At 65.0% G+C, this 19916-nt stretch carries 17 protein-coding genes; 10 read left to right on the top strand and 7 right to left on the bottom strand.

The window, feature by feature from the left end; all coding sequences use genetic code 11:
* Positions 1–21 precede the first annotated feature (21 nt).
* On the top strand, positions 22–1812 hold the full coding sequence (gene aspS / locus AOT87_RS07030) for an aspartate--tRNA ligase (RefSeq protein ID WP_057967939.1): 1791 nt from the start codon (positions 22–24) through the stop codon (positions 1810–1812).
* A gap of 5 nt (positions 1813–1817) precedes the next feature.
* Positions 1818–2726, top strand: coding sequence for a DUF389 domain-containing protein (locus tag AOT87_RS07025; protein WP_057967940.1), 909 nt, complete (start codon positions 1818–1820; stop codon positions 2724–2726).
* On the opposite strand, the gene AOT87_RS07020 is transcribed toward AOT87_RS07025, so the two are convergent.
* From AOT87_RS07020 to AOT87_RS07010, 3 genes are read right to left on the bottom strand one after another with little or no spacing between them, the layout of a single operon-like run.
* Entirely contained in the window at positions 2723–3400 is a 678-nt protein-coding gene (locus AOT87_RS07020) for a haloacid dehalogenase type II (protein ID WP_057967941.1), read from the bottom strand. The two genes, AOT87_RS07025 and AOT87_RS07020, sit on opposite strands and share 4 nt — an antisense overlap.
* 11 nt (positions 3401–3411) lie before the next feature.
* Positions 3412–4134, bottom strand: a complete 723-nt coding sequence (locus tag AOT87_RS07015) for a TIGR03943 family protein (protein WP_057967942.1) — start codon at positions 4132–4134, stop codon at positions 3412–3414.
* Positions 4131–5120 carry a permease gene (locus AOT87_RS07010; RefSeq protein ID WP_057967990.1) on the bottom strand — a complete coding sequence of 330 codons (990 nt, stop codon included), beginning with the start codon at positions 5118–5120 and terminating at the stop codon, positions 4131–4133. The genes AOT87_RS07015 and AOT87_RS07010 overlap by 4 nt, the downstream gene beginning before the upstream one ends.
* Positions 5121–5177: 57 nt before the next feature.
* On the opposite strand from AOT87_RS07010, the gene AOT87_RS07005 reads away from it, so the two are divergent.
* The 5 genes from AOT87_RS07005 to AOT87_RS06985 all read left to right on the top strand — a co-directional run bounded on the left by AOT87_RS07005 (position 5178) and on the right by AOT87_RS06985 (position 13711).
* Positions 5178–5624 (top strand): nitroreductase family deazaflavin-dependent oxidoreductase, encoded by a 447-nt coding sequence (locus AOT87_RS07005; protein WP_057967943.1) that lies wholly within the window; start codon positions 5178–5180, stop codon positions 5622–5624.
* Between the two features lie 122 nt (positions 5625–5746).
* Entirely contained in the window at positions 5747–9073 is a 3327-nt protein-coding gene (locus AOT87_RS07000) for a transglutaminase family protein (RefSeq protein WP_057967944.1), read from the top strand.
* A gap of 90 nt (positions 9074–9163) precedes the next feature.
* Positions 9164–11767: a circularly permuted type 2 ATP-grasp protein gene (locus AOT87_RS06995; RefSeq protein ID WP_057967991.1), complete on the top strand. Its 2604-nt coding sequence runs from the start codon at positions 9164–9166 to the stop codon at positions 11765–11767.
* Complete coding sequence (locus tag AOT87_RS06990; protein ID WP_057967992.1) at positions 11764–12693, top strand: transglutaminase family protein; 930 nt, start codon at positions 11764–11766, stop codon at positions 12691–12693. The genes AOT87_RS06995 and AOT87_RS06990 overlap by 4 nt, the downstream gene beginning before the upstream one ends.
* Entirely contained in the window at positions 12686–13711 is a 1026-nt protein-coding gene (locus tag AOT87_RS06985) for a putative zinc-binding metallopeptidase (RefSeq protein ID WP_057967945.1), read from the top strand. The genes AOT87_RS06990 and AOT87_RS06985 overlap by 8 nt, the downstream gene beginning before the upstream one ends.
* On the opposite strand, the gene AOT87_RS06980 is transcribed toward AOT87_RS06985, so the two are convergent.
* From AOT87_RS06980 to AOT87_RS06970, 3 genes are read right to left on the bottom strand one after another with little or no spacing between them, the layout of a single operon-like run.
* Positions 13712–13960 (bottom strand): F0F1 ATP synthase subunit C, encoded by a 249-nt coding sequence (locus AOT87_RS06980; protein WP_046253928.1) that lies wholly within the window; start codon positions 13958–13960, stop codon positions 13712–13714. It lies immediately after the preceding gene.
* Complete coding sequence (locus AOT87_RS06975) at positions 13950–15233, bottom strand: glycosyltransferase (RefSeq protein ID WP_057967946.1); 1284 nt, start codon at positions 15231–15233, stop codon at positions 13950–13952. The genes AOT87_RS06980 and AOT87_RS06975 overlap by 11 nt, the downstream gene beginning before the upstream one ends.
* Entirely contained in the window at positions 15230–15853 is a 624-nt protein-coding gene (locus tag AOT87_RS06970; protein ID WP_057967947.1) for a TetR/AcrR family transcriptional regulator, read from the bottom strand. Before AOT87_RS06970 ends, AOT87_RS06975 begins: the two co-directional genes overlap by 4 nt.
* A gap of 138 nt (positions 15854–15991) precedes the next feature.
* Between AOT87_RS06970 and AOT87_RS06965 the strand changes: the two genes are divergently transcribed.
* On the top strand, positions 15992–17140 hold the full coding sequence (locus AOT87_RS06965; protein WP_057967948.1) for a hypothetical protein: 1149 nt from the start codon (positions 15992–15994) through the stop codon (positions 17138–17140).
* Positions 17141–17343: 203 nt separating this feature from the next.
* Positions 17344–17754: a hypothetical protein gene (locus AOT87_RS06960; RefSeq protein WP_057967949.1), complete on the top strand. Its 411-nt coding sequence runs from the start codon at positions 17344–17346 to the stop codon at positions 17752–17754.
* 17 nt (positions 17755–17771) lie between these two features.
* On the opposite strand, the gene AOT87_RS06955 is transcribed toward AOT87_RS06960, so the two are convergent.
* Positions 17772–18878 (bottom strand): hypothetical protein, encoded by a 1107-nt coding sequence (locus tag AOT87_RS06955; protein ID WP_131727310.1) that lies wholly within the window; start codon positions 18876–18878, stop codon positions 17772–17774.
* A 175-nt stretch (positions 18879–19053) separates the two neighbouring features.
* On the opposite strand from AOT87_RS06955, the gene AOT87_RS06950 reads away from it, so the two are divergent.
* Positions 19054–19896: a DUF3097 domain-containing protein gene (locus tag AOT87_RS06950; RefSeq protein WP_057965975.1), complete on the top strand. Its 843-nt coding sequence runs from the start codon at positions 19054–19056 to the stop codon at positions 19894–19896.
* Positions 19897–19916: the final 20 nt, after the last annotated feature.

Below are 19916 nucleotides of genomic sequence, written 5' to 3'. Positions count from 1 at the left end.
GCACTGTCGAAGGGATCTTTTGTGCTGCGCACTCACGACGCGGGGACGTTGCGGGAGTCGGACGCCGGGCAGCGTGTGACGCTTGCCGGTTGGGTGGCTCGACGGCGCGACCACGGCGGCGTCATCTTCATTGACCTGCGTGATGCCTCCGGCGTATCTCAGGTGGTGTTCCGTGACGACGCGGTGCTCGAACAGGCGCATCGTTTGCGCGCCGAATTCTGTGTCGAGGTCACCGGTGTGGTCGAGGTCCGGCCAGAGGGCAACGCCAACGCCGAGATTCCGACCGGCCAGATCGAGGTCAACGCCGCCGAACTGATCGTGCTCAACGAAAGTGCGCCGCTGCCGTTCCAGCTGGACGAGACCGCAGGTGAAGAGGCACGCCTGAAGTATCGCTACCTGGATCTGCGCCGCGAGGGGCCGGGTAACGCAATCAGGTTGCGCTCCAAGGCAAACGCTTCGGCACGAAGCGTGCTGGCACGCCATGATTTCGTGGAGGTGGAAACCCCGACGCTGACGCGGTCGACGCCTGAGGGTGCGCGCGATTTCCTGGTGCCGGCGCGTCTGCAGCCGGGTAGTTTCTACGCGCTGCCGCAGAGCCCACAGTTGTTCAAGCAGTTGCTGATGGTCGCGGGTATGGAGCGGTACTACCAGATCGCGCGCTGTTACCGGGATGAGGACTTCCGGGCGGACCGTCAGCCCGAGTTCACTCAGCTCGATATCGAGATGAGCTTCGTGGACCAGGACGACATCATCACCCTGGCGGAGGAGATTCTGGTCGCGCTGTGGGATCTGATCGGCTATCACGTGCCGACCCCGATCGCCCGCATCACGTACGCCGAAGCAATGCGCCGCTATGGCAGCGACAAGCCGGATCTGCGATTCGGACTGGAGCTGGTGGAATGCACGGAGTACTTCTCCGACACCAGCTTCCGGGTATTCCAGGCGCCCTATGTGGGTGCGGTGGTGATGCCCGGCGGCGCAGATCAACCGCGCCGCACCCTGGACGGCTGGCAAGAGTTCGCCAAGCAGCGCGGGCATAAGGGTCTGGCCTACGTGCTGGTGGGGGAGGACGGCACCCTCGGCGGTCCCGTCGCCAAGAACTTGACCGACGCCGAACGCGACGGATTAGCGGCCCACGTCGGCGCCAAACCCGGCGACTGCATCTTCTTCTCTGCCGGCGGGGTCAAGTCCTCGCGCGCGTTGTTGGGCTCGGTGCGTGGCGAGGTCGCGCAGCGTCTCGGATTGATCGACCCGGACGCCTGGGCATTTACCTGGGTGGTCGACGCCCCACTTTTCGAGCCAGCCGACGAGGCGACAGCGGCCGGTGATGTGGCTGTCGGTTCGGGCGCCTGGACCGCCGTACACCACGCCTTCACCTCACCGAAGCCGGAGTCGGAGAACACCTTCGACACCGATCCGGGAACAGCCCTCGCCTACGCCTACGACATCGTGTGCAACGGACACGAAATCGGCGGCGGATCGATTCGTATCCATCGCCGCGACGTGCAGGAACGCGTGTTCAAGGTGATGGGCATCAGCAATGAAGAGGCGCAGGACAAGTTCGGCTTCCTGCTGGACGCCTTCGCCTTCGGTGCACCCCCGCATGGCGGCATCGCCTTCGGGTGGGACCGGGTGACCGCGTTGCTGGCGGGTACACCGTCGATCCGGGAAGTCATCGCCTTCCCGAAGTCCGGTGGCGGTGTCGATCCGCTCACGGATGCTCCGGCGCCGATCACGGCGGCCCAGCGCAAGGAATCGGGCATCGACGCCAAGCCCGAGAAGGCGGACAAACTGGCTAAGCCGGACGCGTAACCCACGTGCTGCACGTTCGGGTCATCGCACCCGCCGATCTCTCCGACCAGGTGGTGGAGTTCCTCGCCACCACAGCGGGAGTCGCGCACATCGTGCGGGTGACCGAGGCGGCGATCAGCCCGGCGGGTGACGTGATCACCGCTGACGTGGCTCGTGAGACGGCCAACGACGTACTCAACGGGCTCAAGGCGATCGATATCGACAAGCGGGGATCGATCACCGCCGAAGTGCTCGATACGGTGATCTCGCAGACCGCCTACGAGGCCGAGGACGACGCCGAAGGCGACCCCGCCGACGCAGTCATCTGGGACGAGCTGATTGGGCGCACCCGCGAGGAATCCGCCCTCAACCTGACCTTTCTGGCCTTCTTGTGTCTGGCCTGCCTGATTGCCGCGGTCGGTGTGGTCACCGATTCGCCGGTCACCATCGTCGGTGCCATGGTTGTCGGGCCGGAGTTCGGTCCGCTTGCCGCGCTGGCGGTTTCGATTGTGCGGCGGAAATGGTCGCTTGCCCGCCGGTCGCTGCTGGCGTTGGTGGTGGGATTCCCGGTGGCGATGGCGGTGACTGCCGCCGGGGCGCTGGCCGCCGAGGGTGCAGGGTGGGTGACCTTGAAGAGCGTGCGTGAACTGCAGCAGGTCGACTTCATCTTCCAGGTGGGGCCGTTCTCATTGGTGGTCGCGTTGTTGGCGGGCGCGGCCGGCATGCTCTCGCTGATGTCCGCGAAATCGGCCGCGCTGGTGGGTGTCTTCATCTCGGTGACCACCGTGCCCGCCGCGGGTTTCGCTGTGGTGGCGGCGACCGTGGGGGAATGGGAGATCGCGGGACTGTCCGCGCTGCAACTGGCGGTCAACCTCTTCGGCATCGTCCTGGCCGGGGTGCTGGTCCTGCTGGTGCGGCCGCGCCGATTGCGCTAGGCGATAGCGCCGATATCGGTGACCCGCTGATCGAATTCCCGGTCGGGGTCGTCGTGAGCCAGCGCGGGATCTCCGTACTCGTAAGGCCGCGAGACGAAGACGGTACCCATGCCGTTCTCTTGTGCGGCACGCAGGTCGTACGGATGCGCGGCCACCATCGCGGCCTCGTGGGGCTCCACCCCGAGGTAACGGAGCGCGCGCCGGTAGACCATCGGGTCCGGTTTGAAGCTGCCGAATACCTCTGCGGTGAGCACCGCATCCCACGAAATGCCCAGGCGTTTGAACAGATTGACCATGGTGGCCATGTCGGTGTTGGACAACGTGGCGATAACGGTCTGCGAACGCAGACCAGACAGTCCGATGGGTACGTCCGGCCAGGGAACGAGGCGCTGCCAGCCCGATGCGACTACCTCGGCAGTCGCAGAGTCGGGGCGCCGCAGCCCGAAGCTCTCACAGACATCGGCAAAGCCGTGTGCGTACAGATCCTGTACCCGCGTCCAGCCATCGACCGACTGTGCCAGGTTGGCGACGCGGTCGAAATAGTCAGCGCGCCAGGCACGGGTGAAGGCGGCGGCGTCGATGTCGGGGTCGTACTCGGCAACCGCGTGCGACACCGGCTCAAAGAAGTCCAGCAGCGTGCCCTGCACATCGAACAGGTATGCCTTGTACCGCAACGTGACTCCGTTCAGTAGGTGCTCTTGGGCGGGTCGGTGCGGGTGATGCCTGCGACCTCGATAGCCGGAATCGACGACGGGCCGCGATAGCTCTGTCCGCCGGGTACGGTGCCGGTCACCGAGATCCAGGTGTTCTCGGGAAGCGCCGATGCCGATGCGGCAGCGGGTCCCGTCATGTGCAGCCGGGCCAACTGGGCGTCGGCGGCACAACAGACGATGACTATCTTGGCCAGGTCGGTGCGTTCACCGTCCTTGAAGGTGAAGCCAGTAACAGTGATTGTGCGTCCGCTCAACGTGTCCGAGGACCCTGCGGCGATGCGCATCAGAATCTCTGGCAGCGGCACCGACGGTGCGTCGCCGGGTGGCAGTGGGGGAAATGCTCGCCGGGGCGTGTTGGCCGAGGCGGAGATGTTGGCCGGCGCGATTGATCGAGCGCTCAGGGCCGGCGGCACGATGAAGATCAGCAGGACGATTGGTAACACCAGAAACCATGTGGCGCCGTGCTTGTGGCTGTGGTCTCCGTGACCCTCGTGGTTGTGGTCATGCTCGGTGTGGCCGCGGCGCACATCGCGGATGATCGCGGCCAGACCTAGTCCGATCACGATGACCGCCGAACAGGCGAGCCACGGCAGCAGCCCGGGTTTGACGTAGCGCGTAAAGGTTCCGGTCACCGCGATCATGGCCACACTGACCCCCAACAGGATCAGCAGGGTGTTCTCCGTATCGCGCCTCATGAGGTTCCCAGCACAGCCAGTCCGACGGCTGTCGCGACGGCGGTGGCCACCACGAATGTCACCGGTGCGAACCGAGCGGCGAACGCGCGCCCGAACATCCCCGACTGCATCGCGATCAGCTTCACATCGACAGCCGGTCCGACCACGAGGAACACCAAGCGCGGGATCAGCGGCATCATCGTGATGCTGGCGGCGACGAAGGCGTCGGCTTCCGAGCACAACGCCAGCACCACGGCCAGCAGCGCCATGGTCACCACACCGACGACAAGGTTGCCCGCCAGATGCTCGAAAACCCAGGCCGGTACCAGCACGTGCAAGGCCGCCGCGGCCACCGCCCCGATCGCCAGGTACGAGGCCGCCTGCAGAAAGTCGTGGCGGGCTGCCTCGGTGAATGTCGTCCAGCGGGAGCCGGATCCGGCGTGGGCCGTGGGCAGCTTGCGGGTGACCCAGCTGTCCCGCCCCCACCGCGACCACACCATCCCCATGATTATCGCGGTGAGCAGTGAGGCCACCGCACGCGCCAGCACCATCTTCGGCTGGCCCGGGAACGCGACCGCGGTAGCGACCAGTACTACCGGGTTGATCGCCGGCGCCGACAACATGAAGGTCAGTGCGGCGGCACCCACCGATCCCGCCCCGTAGAGCCGGCGTGCCACCGGCACCGATCCGCATTCGCAGCCGGGCAGCGCGGCGCCACTGACTCCCGCCACCGCCACCGCGGCAACGGACCGGTTCGGCAGCCAGCGCGCCAGACGTTCCGGGGTGACGAACGTCGCGACGAGCCCGCTCACGATCACGCCGAGTGCAAGGAAGGGGACGGCCTGGACGAACACCCCACAGAACACCGTTCCGGCGGTGGCCAGCTTCTCGTTGGCGTCGACGATCCCGCGTAACCGGCTGGCAGCCAGGGCCATCAGGATCAGAGCCACCACCAAGACCTCGGTCGAGCCGAGCCAGCGTCGTTCCCGGGAGGCGGCCACCGTCATCCAGTCATCCTGACAGTGCAACCTGAGAACCCGGCGCAGCGGTGGCACTCTGGTGAGGTGACTGATGACACACCCTTCAATGAGCAGCCCGCCGCGGTGATCAACGAATTCAATGACGGCGTAACTCAGGAATTCCGCGCCAACGGTGGACAGGTCGGTGGTCAATTCGCCGGCGTTCCGATCCTGCTGCTGACCAACACCGGTGCGAAGAGCGGAAAGGAGCGTCTGAATCCGCTGGCCTACTTCGATATCGACGGCAAGATCTACATCGTCGGTTCCTTCGGCGGTGCGGACAAGGACCCCGCATGGGTGCATAACCTGCGGGTACATCCGCATGCGCATATCGACATCGGAACTGACAGTTACGACGTGGTAGCCCATGAGCTTTCACTCAGCGAGCGCGATGCGCTGTACCCGAAGGTTGTTGAGCAGGTTCCCGTGTTCGCCGACTATCAGGAGAAGACCGACCGGGCGATTCCGATCTTTGAACTGCGACGTCACTAGCCGAGAGCGGTCGCCGATGAGCTACCGGTAGAGCGTCTGCGCGGCCTCTGCGGGCCTGCGGGTTGGTTGTGTGCCGATTCGCAGGCCATGCGGGTGAGGCCAGGTTATGGTGGGATCAGCCGATGGGCATCAAGGTGGCGCTGGAGCATCGGACCAGCTACGCATTCGACAGACTCGTGCAGGTGCATCCGCACGAGATTCGATTGCGCCCCGCGCCGCATACCAGGACACCGATCGAGGCGTACTCCTTGCGTATCGCCCCCGATGATCACTTCATCAACTGGCAACAGGATGCCTTCGGGAATTTCCTTGCCCGCGTGGTCTTTCCGAACCGGACCCGTCGATTGTCGATCACCGTGGGGCTCATCGCCGACCTGAAGTCGGTCAATCCGTTCGACTTCTTCATCGAGGAGTGGGCCGAACACATCGGTTTCGCCTACCCGCCCGCGTTGGCCGCCGATCTCGAGCCTTATCTCAAGCCGGTGGACGAATCGATTCCCGGCTCGGGGCCCGGTGAGCTGGCCCGCGCGTGGGTGGCCAATTTCACGATGGCACCCGACACACGCATCATCGACTACCTCGTCACCATCAATCAGGCGCTGTGCTCGGATGTCGGCTACGCCGTGCGCTTGGAGCCCGGGGTCCAGAGCCCCGACACCACCCTGGCGGTGGGTATCGGTTCCTGCCGTGACACTGCCTGGTTGCTGGTCTCGATTCTGCGGCAGAAGGGTCTTGCCGCTCGCTTCGTGTCCGGGTACCTGGTCCAGCTGACGTCGGATATCGCCGCAATCGACGGGCCTTCCGGTCCGGTGGCCGACTTCACCGATCTGCACGCCTGGGCTGAGGTCTACATCCCCGGCGCGGGGTGGGTCGGTCTGGACCCCACATCGGGGCTGCTCGCGGGGGAAGGGCACATTCCGCTCTCGGCGACACCGCATCCGTCGACATCGGCCGCAATCTCCGGCGCCACCGACGTGTGCGAGTCCACGCTCGATTTCTCCAACACGGTCACTCGCGTGCATGAGGACCCCCGAGTCACGCTGCCCTACACGGCATCGGCGTGGGAGGCGGTCACCGCGCTGGGTGCGGAGATCGATGTCCGGCTTGATAGCGCTGGGGTGGGGTTGACGATGGGCGGCGAGCCGACCTTCGTCTCGGTCGATGACCAGGTTGCCGAGGAATGGAACACCGCGGCCGACGGACCCCAGAAGCGGGTCCGTGCCTCCGATCTGACTGCCCGCCTGAAATCGCTCTGGGCGCCAACCGGTTTGGTGCAGCGCAGTCAGGGGAAGTGGTACCCGGGTGAACCGTTGCCGCGATGGCAGATCGGCTTGTACTGGCGCCGCGACGGCCAGCCGCTGTGGTCTGACCCCGATCTGCTGGCGGACCCGTGGGCCGAGGACCGGGAATGGTCCAGGCCGGACGGTGCTGACCGTGCGTTGTTGATCGCGCTGGCCGGCGATCTTGGGCTGCCCGAGAGTCAGGTGCGCGCGGCATACGAGGATCCGCTGACCCGACTGGCCGCATCGGTTCGGCGCCCGGCCGGAGATCCGGTATCAACGGCCGATGACATAGCGCCGCAGGAAGATTCGGAAGATCGGCGTTCGGAGCTGCTGGCAGGCCTGGACGAACAGGTGACCCGGCCGGCCGCGCATCTGCTGCCCCTGCACCGCGGGGAGGACGGCAGCGGCTGGGAAAGCGCCGACTGGCAACTGCGTCGCGGCCGGATCGTGCTGACGGAAGGACGGTCTCCGGCAGGTCTGCGGCTCCCACTGGCCGCCGTCTCCTGGAAGCCGGCCCCACACCCGGCCGAGGCGGATCCGCTCAGCGCTGCAGCCGAACTCGATACGCAGCGATCCGGATCCGCGGCCGTCGTGCCCGCGGACGGTGTACCCACCACAGCCATGGTTGCCGAGATCCGCGACGGGCTGCTGTACCTGTTCCTGCCGCCCCTGGAGAGCCTCGACGATTTCGTAGATCTCATCGCCCGCGTCGAGGCGGCAGCCACCTGCCCACTGGTGATCGAAGGGTATGGCCCGCCGCCGGACCCTCGGCTCGAAGCCATGAGCGTGACTCCCGACCCGGGTGTCATCGAGGTCAACGTGACACCCACCGGCAGCTTCGCCGAGCAGTCCCGCCAGCTCGAGGTGTTGTACGAGGAGGCACGGAAAGCCCGGCTGACCACCGAATCGTTCGACACCGACGGCACCCACACCGGGACCGGAGGGGGTAACCACATCACGTTGGGGGGCCGGACCCCGGCGACGTCGCCGTTGTTGCGGCGGCCCGATCTACTGGTCTCGCTGCTGACCTACTGGCAGCATCACCCCGCGTTGTCGTATCTGTTCTCGGGACGATTCGTCGGCACCACCTCGCAGGCCCCACGTGTCGACGAGGGGCGCGAAGAGGCGTTGTACGAGTTGGAGATCGCCTTCGCGGAGATCGAGAGATTGACGACATCGCCCGGCCCCGACCGTGCTGCGGACGCCGCGCCGTGGCATGTGGACAGGGCGCTGCGGCACCTGCTCACCGACATCACCGGGAACACCCACCGTGCGGAGTTCTGCATCGACAAGCTGTACAGCCCCGACAGTGCGCGCGGGCGTCTGGGCCTGTTGGAGCTGCGGGGATTCGAGATGCCTCCGCATTTCCAGATGGCGATGGTCCAGTCTCTGTTGGTGCGCGCGCTGGTCGCCAAGTTCTGGGAACAACCCCTACGGGCGCCGCTGATACGACACGGTGCAAATCTTCATGGCCGTTACTTGTTGCCACACTTCATCATTCACGACATCGCTCAGGTTGCCGCCGATCTGCGCGCGCACGGCATCGGTTTCGAGACCAGCTGGCTCGATCCTTTCACCGAGTTCCGGTTCCCACGGATCGGCACCGCGGTGTTCGACGGTATCGAGGTCGAACTGCGCGGGGCCATCGAACCGTGGCGGGTGCTGGGGGAGGAGGCGACCGCAGGAGGCACCGCGCGCTACGTCGATTCCTCCATCGAACGCGTGCAGGTGCGGGTCATCGGCGCCGACCGATCCCGGTACGTCATCACCTGCAACGGTCAGCCCATCCCGCTGCTCTCGACGGCAAACCCGGATGTGCAGGTGGCCGGAGTCCGTTATCGGGCCTGGCAGCCGCCCAGCGCTCTGCACCCGAGCATCACCGTCGATGACCCGCTGCGATTCGAGCTCATCGACACCGCTAACGCCCTGTCTCGCGGCGGCTGTACGTACCACGTATCGCACCCGGGCGGCCGTGCGTATGACGATCCTCCGGTCAATGCGGTGGCGGCCGAAGCACGCCGCGGTCGGCGTTTCGATGCCACCGGTTACACCACCGGTCGTGTCGATTTGTCAGACTTGCGCGAGAAACAAGCCCGCATGTCCACCGATGCGGTCGCGCCCGGCATCCTGGATTTACGCCGTGCGAGGACGGTGGGGCGCAGGTGAGAGAGCGGAACAGGAAGGAAGGTAGCGACGGTGGCAGCACCTGCTTCGGGGGCTCCCGCCGGACCCGGCTACCCGTTGACCGATAACCCGCTGATCGCGCAGTACCGCAGCGCGCGCGCCCAGGGAGCACTGTTCGAGGTCGGCCGGCGGGGCAGTCAGGCTGGGTACGACGAGTTCCTGGCGCCCGACGGGAACGTCCGCCCGGCGTGGACCGACTTGGCCGACGCCATCGCGCAACGCGGCCGTCCCGGTTTGGACCGTCTGCTGGATCGCGTCCGCACTCTGATCGACAGCGACGGCATCACCTACATGGATCCCCGGCGCGTCGCGGGATCTGCGTCCGGGCCCGATGCGCCCACCCATCCGGTGCCGTGGCGTCTGGATGGGCTCCCGTTATTACTCGACCCCGCTGACTGGAACGTGCTGGAGGTTGGTCTCACCCAGCGGGCCACGCTGCTGGACGCCGTTCTCAGCGACCTGTACGGGCCTCAGGAACTGATCAGATCCGGCGCGTTGCCACCGCAGCTGCTTTTCGCCCATCCCGGTTATGTGCGGGCCGCCCACGGCATGGCCCTGCCCGGTAGGCATCAGCTCTTTCTGCTCGGATGCGATATCGGCCGCACGAGCGTTGGCGACTTCCGGGTGAACGCCGACTGGACACAGGCGCCCTCGGGTGCCGGGTATGCGATGGCGGATCGCCGCGTGGTCGCGCACGCCGCTCCCGATCTCTACGAGAAGGTCGCGCCAAGGCCGACCTCATCGTTCGCGCAGGCACTGCGCCTGGCGCTCATCGATGTCGCCCCCGAATCGGTCGAGGATCCGACGGTGGTCGTGCTCAGCCCAGGCATCCACTCCGAGACATCATTCGACCAGGCCTACCTCGCGTCGGTACTGGGATTTCCACTGGTCGAGTCCGCGGATCTGGTGGTACGCGACGGCAAACTCTGGATGAGATCGCTGGGCACCCTGCGCCGAGTGGATGTGGTGCTACGCCGCGTCGACGCCGGCTACTCCGATCCGCTGGACTTGCGGGCAGACTCGCGTCTGGGAGTTGTCGGCCTGGTCGAGGTGCTGCGCCGGGGTGCGGTCACCGTCGTCAACTCGTTGGGCAGCGGGATCCTGGAGAACCCGGGCCTGGCCCGTTTCCTGCCGGAGCTGTCGTATCGCCTGCTCGAGGAGCCGCTCGCGTTGCCGGGCGTCCAGACCTGGTGGGGCGGCATCGATGCGGAGCGCTCGCACCTGCTCGCCAACCTGGGCACGCTGTTGGTCAAATCAACAGTGGCGGACGAGGTATATACCGGACCGTTGCAGTCCTCGGAGACACTGGAGACATTGCGGGCACGTATCGAGGCGGCACCCTGGCGCTGGGTCGGTCAGGAACTTCCCGAACTGTCGGTGGCCCCCACCTATCTGCGGCCGGGCGCCCTCGCCGCGGCACCGATCGGCATGCGGCTGTTCACCGTCGCGCAGCGCGGCGGGTATGCGCCGATGATCGGTGGTCTCGGTTATGTCGCTGCTTCCGGGTACTCGGGATCGACACTCAACAGCCTTGCCGCCAAAGATATCTGGGTCCAGCAGCCGGATCGCGATCAGACCGAGCGGGCACTGACCGTCGCGCCGCTGGATTTGCCCGCCGGGCGATTGGCGGGCGCCGACGCGGTCAGCTCGCCGCGCGTGTTGTCCGATCTGTTCTGGCTCGGGCGATACGGAGAGCGTGCCGAGAATCTCGTTCGGCTGTTGTCTGTTACCCGGGAACGGTTCCACGAGTATCGGTATCGGCAGTTCATGGAGGCCAGTGAATGCGTCCCGGTGCTGCTGAAGGCGCTCGGCGATATCACCGGCACCGACACCGGATCCGAAGATCTGGGAACCCAACTGTGGTCGCTGACGGTGGACAAGGAGCGGGTCGGTTCCCTGGCCCAATCGGTGGAGCGCCTCGGCCTGGCCGCCCGCGCGGTTCGCGACCAGATGTCGAATGACACCTGGATGGTGCTCGGTGGCATGGACCGGGCCATCGCCGCGGCGGCGGCCGAGTACGACGACAGCACGCGTTCGGGAGGCAACTCCACTCGCGCCGATGACACAGTGCTCGCCGCCACCCAAACACAAGTATTGGCAGGGCTTCTCGCGCTATCAGGCCTGGCGGCGGAGTCGACAGTTCACGACATCGGCTGGACGATGATGGATATCGGCAAGCGCATCGAGCGTGGCCTCGGCCTGACGGCGCTGTTGCGTTCCACGCTGACGGCGGTCCGCGGCCGCGCGGCCGAGCAGTCGGTCACTGAATCCACGCTGGTGGCTTGCGAGTCCTCGGTGATGTACCGCCGCCGCACCCGCGGCAAGATCAGCCTGGAGGCGGTGGCCGACCTGCTGCTGTTCGATGCTGTGAACCCGAGATCGCTTCTGTATCAGGTGGAATCGCTGCGCACCGACCTCAAGTCACTGCCGAGCGCCTCGGGGACCTCGCGTCCCGAGCGGCTGGTGGAGGATCTGGTGACGCAGTTGCGGCGGATTGATCCGTCCGATCTGGATGCCGCCGGTGAGGATGGGCAGCGCGATACGCTTGCTGAAACTCTCGACAACGTGCATCAGGCATTGCGCGAGTTGTCCACCGTGGTCACGAGGACACACTTGTCCATGCCGACCGGAATGCAGCCACTGTGGGGACCCGACACGACGCGGAGGTTGCCGTGACCGACGGTCTTGGCCCAAGCGGCTCAGCGGTCACCCGGTATCAGGTGACGCACCGCACCCTGTACCAATACTCCGACGACGTCACAAGCTCCTATGGCCGTGGCTATCTCACGCCACGTGACACCGATTGGCAACGTTGCGAATCAAACGAGCTGATCGTCGAGCCGGAACCCTCGGACAGTTCCACCGGTAGAGACCTCTACGGGAACCTCAGTTCGTACTTCCACGTCACCACGCCACACCGCGAGCTGAGCGTGACGGCCCGCTCCATCGTCGACGTCAGTGCCCCGTCACCACCCGGCGCGGGGTGGGCGCAGGCATGGGAGCTGGCCCGTCCGGCCTATGCGGAATCGTCGGGGGCGGGAGCGCTGGCCACCGAGTTCGTGCTGGATTTGGTGCCTCCGGAGATTACCGACGACGTAGAGGCCTACGCCGCAGTGAGTTTCACAGCAGGACGGCCGCTCGGGGAGGCCGTCGTGGATCTGATGGGCCGGATCTATCGCGATTTCCAGTACCGGTCGGGATCGACCACCATTTCCACCAAGGTCAGCGAGGTGCTGGCCGCGGGGGAAGGCGTCTGCCAGGATTTCGCGCGCATGGCGGTCACGGCGCTGCGCACGCAGGGGCTCGCGGCACGTTACGTCTCCGGCTATCTGGCGACGAACCCGCCGCCGGGACAGCCCCGCCTCGTCGGTGCCGACGCCACCCATGCCTGGGCGGCGGTGTGGGTTCCGCCCGACGGATGGGTCGCGTTCGACCCGACGAATGACACCGTCGCCGACGAGCGGTACGTCACCGTCGCGTGGGGTCGCGATTACGCCGATGTACCGCCGCTGCGCGGCATCATCTACACCGACTCCGAAAGCAGCACGATCAAAGTGTCGGTGGACGTCGCACCGTGTGAGGAGAGCCCAGCGCATGCGTGACTTCATCTGCCCGCAGTGTGGTCAGCATCTGGCATTCGAAAATTCGGTGTGCCTGTCCTGTGGCAGTCACGTCGGGTTTTCGCTTCAGGACAAGGCGCTGTTGGTGATCGCCAACGACGACGGACCCGGGTTCGTCGACTCCGATGATCACCGCCTGTGTGCGAACCTTCATGTGGCCGAATGCAATTGGCTGGTGTACGGCACGGCTTCGGGCGCGCTATGCGCATCCTGTGAGCTCACACGCACCCGGCCCAACGACTCTGACAGCACGGCCCTGCCTGCGTTCGCGGAGGCGGAGAAGGCCAAGCGCCGGCTCATCGCCGAACTCGCAGAGCTGCGGCTACCGGTGACGGGGCGTGATGTCGATACCGAGTTCGGGCTGGCCTTCGATCTGCTCTCCAGCGAGCAGGAACCGGTAATGACGGGACATCACAACGGGGTGATCACCCTGGATCTCGCCGAGGGTGATGACGTGCATCGCGAGCAGCTTCGCATCTCCATGGATGAGCCGTATCGCACCCTGCTCGGACATTTCCGTCACGAGATCGGGCATTACTTCTACTACCGGCTCGTCGGGGTTTCTGCGGACTATGTCGAGAGATTCCGTGCACTGTTCGGTGATGCGGATGCCGACTACCAGGCCGCATTGGATCGCCACTATCAGCAAGGCGTGCCCGAGGGGTGGGAGGCCAATTTTGTCTCCTCCTATGCCACCATGCATCCCGCCGAGGACTGGGCGGAGACCTTCGCGCACTATCTGCATATCCGCGACACGTTGGACACCGCAGCTTCCTTCGCGCTGGCGCCGGCGGGCGGCACCTTCGATCGCCGGGTTCTAGGTCCCAGCGGATTCGACACCATCATCGAGATGTGGCTGCCGCTGGCGTGGTCGCTCAACATGGTCAACCGCTCCATGGGGCGCGATGACCTGTACCCCTTCGTGCTGCCCGGTCCGGTGCTGGAGAAGATGCGGCTGATCCACGAGGTTGTCGTGGCGGCGGGGGATGCTGCCGCTTAACTACCCGCCAGGGGTGGCAAATACGAAGAGTGCCATGAACGCCACGTTGATGAAAAAGGTGGCTTCCACGAGGCTCACGGTAATGAAAAATGGTGTAAACAAACGGTTCTGAGATTCGGGCTGGCGCGCCACCCCGGCAATGAGCTGTGCACCAGCCATGCCGTCACCAATACCGGCGCCGATCGCGCCGCCGGCGAGCGTTATCGCTCCGGCCAGTAGCGCGTTGCCCATGAGTAGATCAGTAGCCATGATGTGCACCTTTCATCGTTGTGGCGTCCAACATCGCAGCGATGATCTTCACCGCTGGCCCTATACCGTCCTCATCGTTAATCAGTCGCGAGAGGCGTTGGGCTTCTTGGCGATACCGTGATTCAGTGATCGCTTGTGTAATCGATGCCGACAGCTCCTCGGCGCGAAGCGACACGCGCGGTAGCGGAGTGGTGGCTGCACCGGCTTGAGACAGGCGGGCGGCCCAGAAGGGTTGGTCCATGATGCCGGGCACGGGAACTGAGGGGACACCGGCGCGCAGCGCAGCCGCGGCCGTACCGGCGCCACAGTGGTGGACGACAGCGGCCATCCGTGGAAACAGCCAGGAGTGCGGAAGATCGTCCATGGTGAGGACGTCATCGCTCAGACCGGCAAGTCCGGCCCATCCGCGTTGCACGACCGCTCGGACCCCAGCGGTATGTGTCGCGGTGGCAATGATCTCCGAGAGTTCGGGCCCCCGGGACGTGGCAGTACTACCGAAACCGAAAAACACGGGTGCGGGTCCGTTCTTCAGAAATTCGTCCAGCTCTGTTGGCGGTAGCCAGGTTTCGTCAGGGGCGGGCCACCAGTAGCCGGTTTGGTGCCAGTGCGCGCGCCAATCACGGGGACGTGTGACGACATGCCGGCTATATCCGTGCACGATGGGCCAGCTGTTGGCGCGGGCCCCGTGATATCGACGCAGCGACGCCGGGGCCAGTCCGAGGTGGCGGCGCAGATCGTTGATGACTGGGGTGTAGATCCGTTCACCCGACTGGGCAAGACGCCATATCAACCGATTGCCGTACCCACCGAACGAGCGGGTGGTGAGTGGTGGGGGTGCAAATTCGGCAGTGGGGCAAGCTGGTTGGAGTGCGAGCCCTGCACTGGGTATGCCCAGGGCCTCGGCGACGTGATACCCGAGCAGGGTGCCCACCGGGCCCTCTGCCAACAGGAGATCGGCGTCGTGTGCGGTGCTGGCCATCGCCTCGCCGACGCCCACAAGTCCGGCGCGCATCTCGGCGAGAGCCGCACCCGAGGGGCGCATCCGGTCGCCGTCCACGAGCGCCTGACCATGTTGGGAGTCTCGCGTTGCTGTCTCGGTATCGCCGGGCAACGGTCGAAATTCCAGGCCGGAGGCGCGCACCAGCTGTGCATAGGGATGTTGCGCGGCGATGACCACATGCGCAGACAGGCTGTCGCGCAGCCGAGTTCCCAGCCCGGTCAGCGGTGCGACATCTCCGCGGGTGCCATACGCGGAGATCACGATCGTCGTCATCGCGCTGCACCGACGGCTTTGGTGAACATGTCGACCAGTTGCTCCCCATATCCGATCGCGTCGTAGTTCACGTCGCGGCCCAGCTCCCATACGGCGCCATCCAGTGCGGCTCGTAAGGCGTTCTTCATGAACCGGGGTGACACTCGCTGGAACTCGCCGGTCGCGATGCCGTCGACGAAGATCGCCTCGGGGTCCATGGCGGCGAACTCGGCAGGCGGCGCTGTGCCGGACGCTGCCTGGTCGAACCGGAGGCCGTCGGCGCTGCGATAACCGGTGATGATCTCCAACAGGGCTATCGCGGCCACCCGATTGCTCACGATGAACGCGATGTTGGCTCTGATGTAGGCGGCGAGGCGTGCGGTCGCGGTGGACTCTGCGTGTACGGCGGGCACGATTGCGGTGGCTGCCCGGGTGAAGACCTCAACCATCACGGATTCGATGACCTCGGTTTTCGACGTGAAGTGGTAGAGCACCGCGCTCTTGGCCACCCCCACGTGTTCGGCGATTTTCGCCAGCGAAGCCTGCGGATAGCCGGCACCGGCGAGCACCTCGATGGCCCCGGCCACTATCTGTGCTCGTCGGGCCCGTTCTGTGAACGTCAACGTCTCTTCAGACCGCATGGTCTTAAATTAGACCGATCGGTCAGAACGTGCAAGGGTGGTACCCGCCGCGTTGATCGGCAAATGCGTGGAGGTGAATACCGGGAGGAATGTGTGCCGCCCCACAGTCTTATAAAGACGAGGTAAGGTGAGGCGGTAATGACGACACTATTGGCAGACCCCGTCGCGCAGGTTATCGCCACAGCCGAGGAGTTGCTCTCCAAGCGCGCGGGGGCAACCGTCACGTTGGCTGAACCCGAGGATCTCGGTGGCAGCGGGCCTGCGATCGTCCTTCGGGTCCGTGCGGTGCAGAACCCTTTCGCGTTGCCCAAGTCGATGGTGATCAAGCAGGTCCCCGAAGGCGGATCCGAGGCCGCCGTGCTCCGCGAGGTTGTGTCGTATCAGTTCGCAAACTCCTTGACGGCCAAGCATCGGCCCGGCCCCGAGCTGGTTGCCTACTCGATTGCCAAACGGCTCATCGTGCTTACCGATCTGGGTTCCGCGCCGACCATGTCAGAGCTGTTGGCAGAGCGTAATCGTGCCGCGATCAACCATGCGCTGATGGCGTGGGCGCAAGCCCTGGGGCGGATGCACGTAGCCACCGTGGGGCGTGAAGGTGACTTTGCTGCGCTGCTCAGGCGCATCGATGTGAAGAAGACCGATGTCGACCCGTCGCAGCAGCGCATCGGCGGGGCGGAGACCATCGACCCACTGCAGCAGATCCTGAGAAGCGAGTACGCCCTCGAGGTGCCGCCTGCACTGATTTCTCGTTTACAGCAAACAGCTGAGCTTTTCGGAAAGGGCGGCGTTCGCGCCTTCAGTCCCTCCGAGGTCGCCCCCGACAATATCCTCGTCACCGAACATGGTGTCCGGATTCTTGACTACGAATGGGGCGGATTCCGCGACATCGTGCTGGACATCGCCCACGCACTCACCGTCTACCCGGAGTTTCTCGGTGCCGCCGAGCGTGAGGAAGTCGCTGAGCTCGATGATGCGATGACCGAAGCGTGGCGCTCCGATGTGGTGTCGATCGCCCCCGGGCTGGCCGACGACGAGACGCTTGCGCGGCGCGTCCTGGATGCGCGACTGATGTGGGTGTGGCTCGCCACGCACGAATACTTCACCATCGACGTCGATCTCGACGACGACACTGTGGCTTTCGGGAATCCTGCGCCCAGCCATGCCGCGCTGCTGGGGCGATGGGTAGCGCTACATGCGGCCGCTGAGCGTGTGGGCGACCCCGTTGTCGCCGGTCATGCCACCGACGTCATCGCGGCGCTGCGCGGCGAATCTCTCATGGAGGACTGAGTTCTCAGGGCCTCTGCATGGAGGTAGCGGATATGCCATGTCTTGCTGGGTGAGTCGAGGATTGTTATTTTCTGCGGATGCATAGTCGGCGGGGTTTAGGCATATCCCATTTTGGCGTGCTTGCGCGCCGGTCGAGAAACGCAGAAATCAAAACCGCTGTCGATGGAGTGTTCGCTGTTGCGCCGGCAGGCACATCCTCGCTGATGACGCTCGTCGAGACGTGGGGCCTGCAGCGCGGCAGACCAATTGCGATCGAGGACGGGCGGTTGCCGGTCGGGGTTTTTGGGCAGTGGTTATCTTTCCCGGACCGGGACGTGCTGAAGGTCCGATCAGAGGAGTTGTCGCGAGAGCGGACCATTGCTCATGAACTCGGTCATATGGTCCTAGGTCACCGTGGGCAGGCGATCACCGAGTACGCGACAGCGCACATGGAGGCTGCCTCGATAGATCTGGTGGCCTTCATGCTGCAGCGATCGTGTGACGAAACCCGCGCGTGGCCCGATGAGGAAATCGATGCCGAACGTTTCGCGGGTCTGGTTTTACGCCGTCTGGAACGAGCAGGTGCGGCCGGGGAGCCCTCGTCTCGGCGTCGCATTGACGACATATTCTGCTGAATGGTTCTGGCGCTTGGCTATTGAACTGGGCGCCTCGGCATAAATGCATCGGCGAGGACCTGGATCCACTCGGTGTTCGTCAGCTGTGGTGGCGCGTGAAGCCATACGGTGCTCATGCCTAATGGCGATTGTCCATGGATCCAATCAATAACTGCCTGAATATGTTTCGTGCGATTTTCAGGCGGTGAAGAAGCTTCACGTGGCAGATCGCGGTACTGCGCGAGTAGGCTTAGTCCATCCTGAATTTGGCCAATCCATTCCGGTGGCACCGCCGTCAGGCCTACCCGGAACTGCCGGGGCGGAGCCAGCCCGGGGAACAGTTCGATCAATGCATCACGTAAGGGCTGAAGTCGGCGCAGGGTGTGGCGCACCTGGCGGCGTAGCGCCGCGGGGGGCCACGTCAAGGCCGAAATGGCAAGTACCGCACCTGCCGTGATGGCGCTCGTCTGCACGGTTAGCCCACACCATGTCGGAGGTGAATATCCATTCCACTGGAAAAGCTCGGCGCAGATTCCGCGAGTTACGACCGCAATCGCGACCGCACCGCCGGCCGCTCCGAGCAAGCCCAGGCCTTGGCCGGCCGGCGTGTGGTCCATCCGTCGCATCGCGAGCAGGGCGAGATGGGCTAACACGGCCGCGGCAAAGATGTGGCCGATAAGGGTGGCTGCTAAAAGGCTGAGTGAGTCGCGGCGTGGCTCAGTCAGGTAGGTGAAGAAGTCACTCCCTCCCGGTGTTGATACCGTCGAAACGGTCAACGCTGCAACGGCTACGAACGTAATCGTCGCTCCCGCAACGAGTCTCTGGATCTTCTTCCGACGGATCGGGCGATCGGCCTGACCGCATGCCTCAACCACAAGCACCCAGGCGCTCGCCGACGCCACGACACCGATTCCTCCCGCGGCGTGAAAGGCCTGTGCTTGCGGCGATAACGCCGCCCATATTGGTTCGATATCGCACAGCGCCCACGGCCATATGGACACTGCAAAAATCGCACTTGCCGCTAACGCGAGCGATGGTCTACCTGTCCACCATCGCCACCCGCGGTACAGAACAGCTGGTGCGGCAAAGGCAAGGACCAGAAGCTCCACCGCTTGGCAGTGATCCCAAAACCAACGCGCAGCCATCTCGTGCACTATGAATCAGCAAATGAAGAATGTCCACCGAAAGTTGCCTTTGAACGGTGTACGCCGCACGACTTGCTGGTGCTCTCCGCCGTGCGCCCGCCGGTCCTGGTCACGGTCTAATCACGCGGGCGAGTCGTAACGCACTGGGATCTCGACGCGTTCCTACGATCGCCGGGTGGCTGATCGCTATGGCACCGACATCTTGTCCAACAACCCGCACGCTCCGCGGCGTCCGCAATCCACCGAGGTCGCGGCGATAAAGGGCTTGGTCGTGGAGGATGCCCAGACGGGTTTTGTGGGGGCGGTGGTGCGCATCGAGTACGGCCGGATGGATTTGGAGGACCGGCACGGGCGTGTGCGCGGCTTCCCGGTGGGTCCCGGATATCTCATCGACGGTAAGCCGGTGATTCTCAAGGAGCCGTTGCGGCACACTCCCACCAAGGCGACCCGGAGCGCGTCGGGATCGGTTGCGGTTCACGGGCTCAAGGCGCGCACGGCGTTGGCCAGCCGGATCTACGTCGAGGGTCGTCACGACGCCGAGCTCGTCGAACAGGTGTGGGGTCATGACTTGCGCGTTGAAGGCGTGGTCGTCGAATACCTCGGCGGGGTGGATGACTTGGCCGCCATCGTGAAGGAATTCCAGCCGGGGCCGGGCCGTCGACTCGGCGTTCTGGTCGACCACCTCGTGAAGGGGTCGAAGGAGTCACGTATCGCCGAAACGGTACAAAAGGGTCCCTATGGCGAGCACACCCTGGTGGTGGGGCATCCGTTCGTCGACATCTGGCAGGCGGTCAAGCCCGCGCGGATCGGACTGCATGCCTGGCCCAGCGTGCCGCGGGACATCGAGTGGAAACACGGCATCTGCCAGGCGCTTGGCTGGCCGCACGGCAGCCAGACCGAGATCGCCGAGGCATGGCGGCGGATCCGCGGCAAGGTGCGCACCTGGACCGACCTGGAGCCGGCCCTGATCGGCCGTGTTGAGGAGCTGATCGATTTCGTGACCCAACCGGCGGGCTGAACCCGTCGGCCCGACGTGGT

The organism is Mycobacteroides sp. H003 (genome assembly GCF_001440135.1).
Lineage (GTDB): Bacteria > Actinomycetota > Actinomycetes > Mycobacteriales > Mycobacteriaceae > Mycobacterium > Mycobacterium gwanakae.
The sequence above is the reverse complement of the archived record's forward strand: the minus strand, read 5'-3'. Positions and strand labels throughout refer to the sequence as shown.

What these genes read in the sequence shown, in the direction of transcription:
- AOT87_RS06955 (WP_131727310.1), bottom strand. Translation starts at nt 18,878, where the DNA reads ATGGCTGCGCGTTGGTTTTGGGATCACTGCCAAGCGGTGGAGCTTCTG.
- AOT87_RS07010 (WP_057967990.1), bottom strand. Translation starts at nt 5,120, where the DNA reads ATGACGGTGGCCGCCTCCCGGGAACGACGCTGGCTCGGCTCGACCGAG.
- AOT87_RS06975 (WP_057967946.1), bottom strand. Translation starts at nt 15,233, where the DNA reads ATGACGACGATCGTGATCTCCGCGTATGGCACCCGCGGAGATGTCGCA.
- AOT87_RS06985 (WP_057967945.1), top strand. Translation starts at nt 12,686, where the DNA reads ATGCGTGACTTCATCTGCCCGCAGTGTGGTCAGCATCTGGCATTCGAA.
- AOT87_RS06960 (WP_057967949.1), top strand. Translation starts at nt 17,344, where the DNA reads ATGACGCTCGTCGAGACGTGGGGCCTGCAGCGCGGCAGACCAATTGCG.
- AOT87_RS06970 (WP_057967947.1), bottom strand. Translation starts at nt 15,853, where the DNA reads ATGCGGTCTGAAGAGACGTTGACGTTCACAGAACGGGCCCGACGAGCA.
- AOT87_RS06980 (WP_046253928.1), bottom strand. Translation starts at nt 13,960, where the DNA reads ATGGCTACTGATCTACTCATGGGCAACGCGCTACTGGCCGGAGCGATA.
- AOT87_RS07000 (WP_057967944.1), top strand. Translation starts at nt 5,747, where the DNA reads ATGGGCATCAAGGTGGCGCTGGAGCATCGGACCAGCTACGCATTCGAC.
- AOT87_RS07015 (WP_057967942.1), bottom strand. Translation starts at nt 4,134, where the DNA reads ATGAGGCGCGATACGGAGAACACCCTGCTGATCCTGTTGGGGGTCAGT.
- AOT87_RS06965 (WP_057967948.1), top strand. Translation starts at nt 15,992, where the DNA reads ATGACGACACTATTGGCAGACCCCGTCGCGCAGGTTATCGCCACAGCC.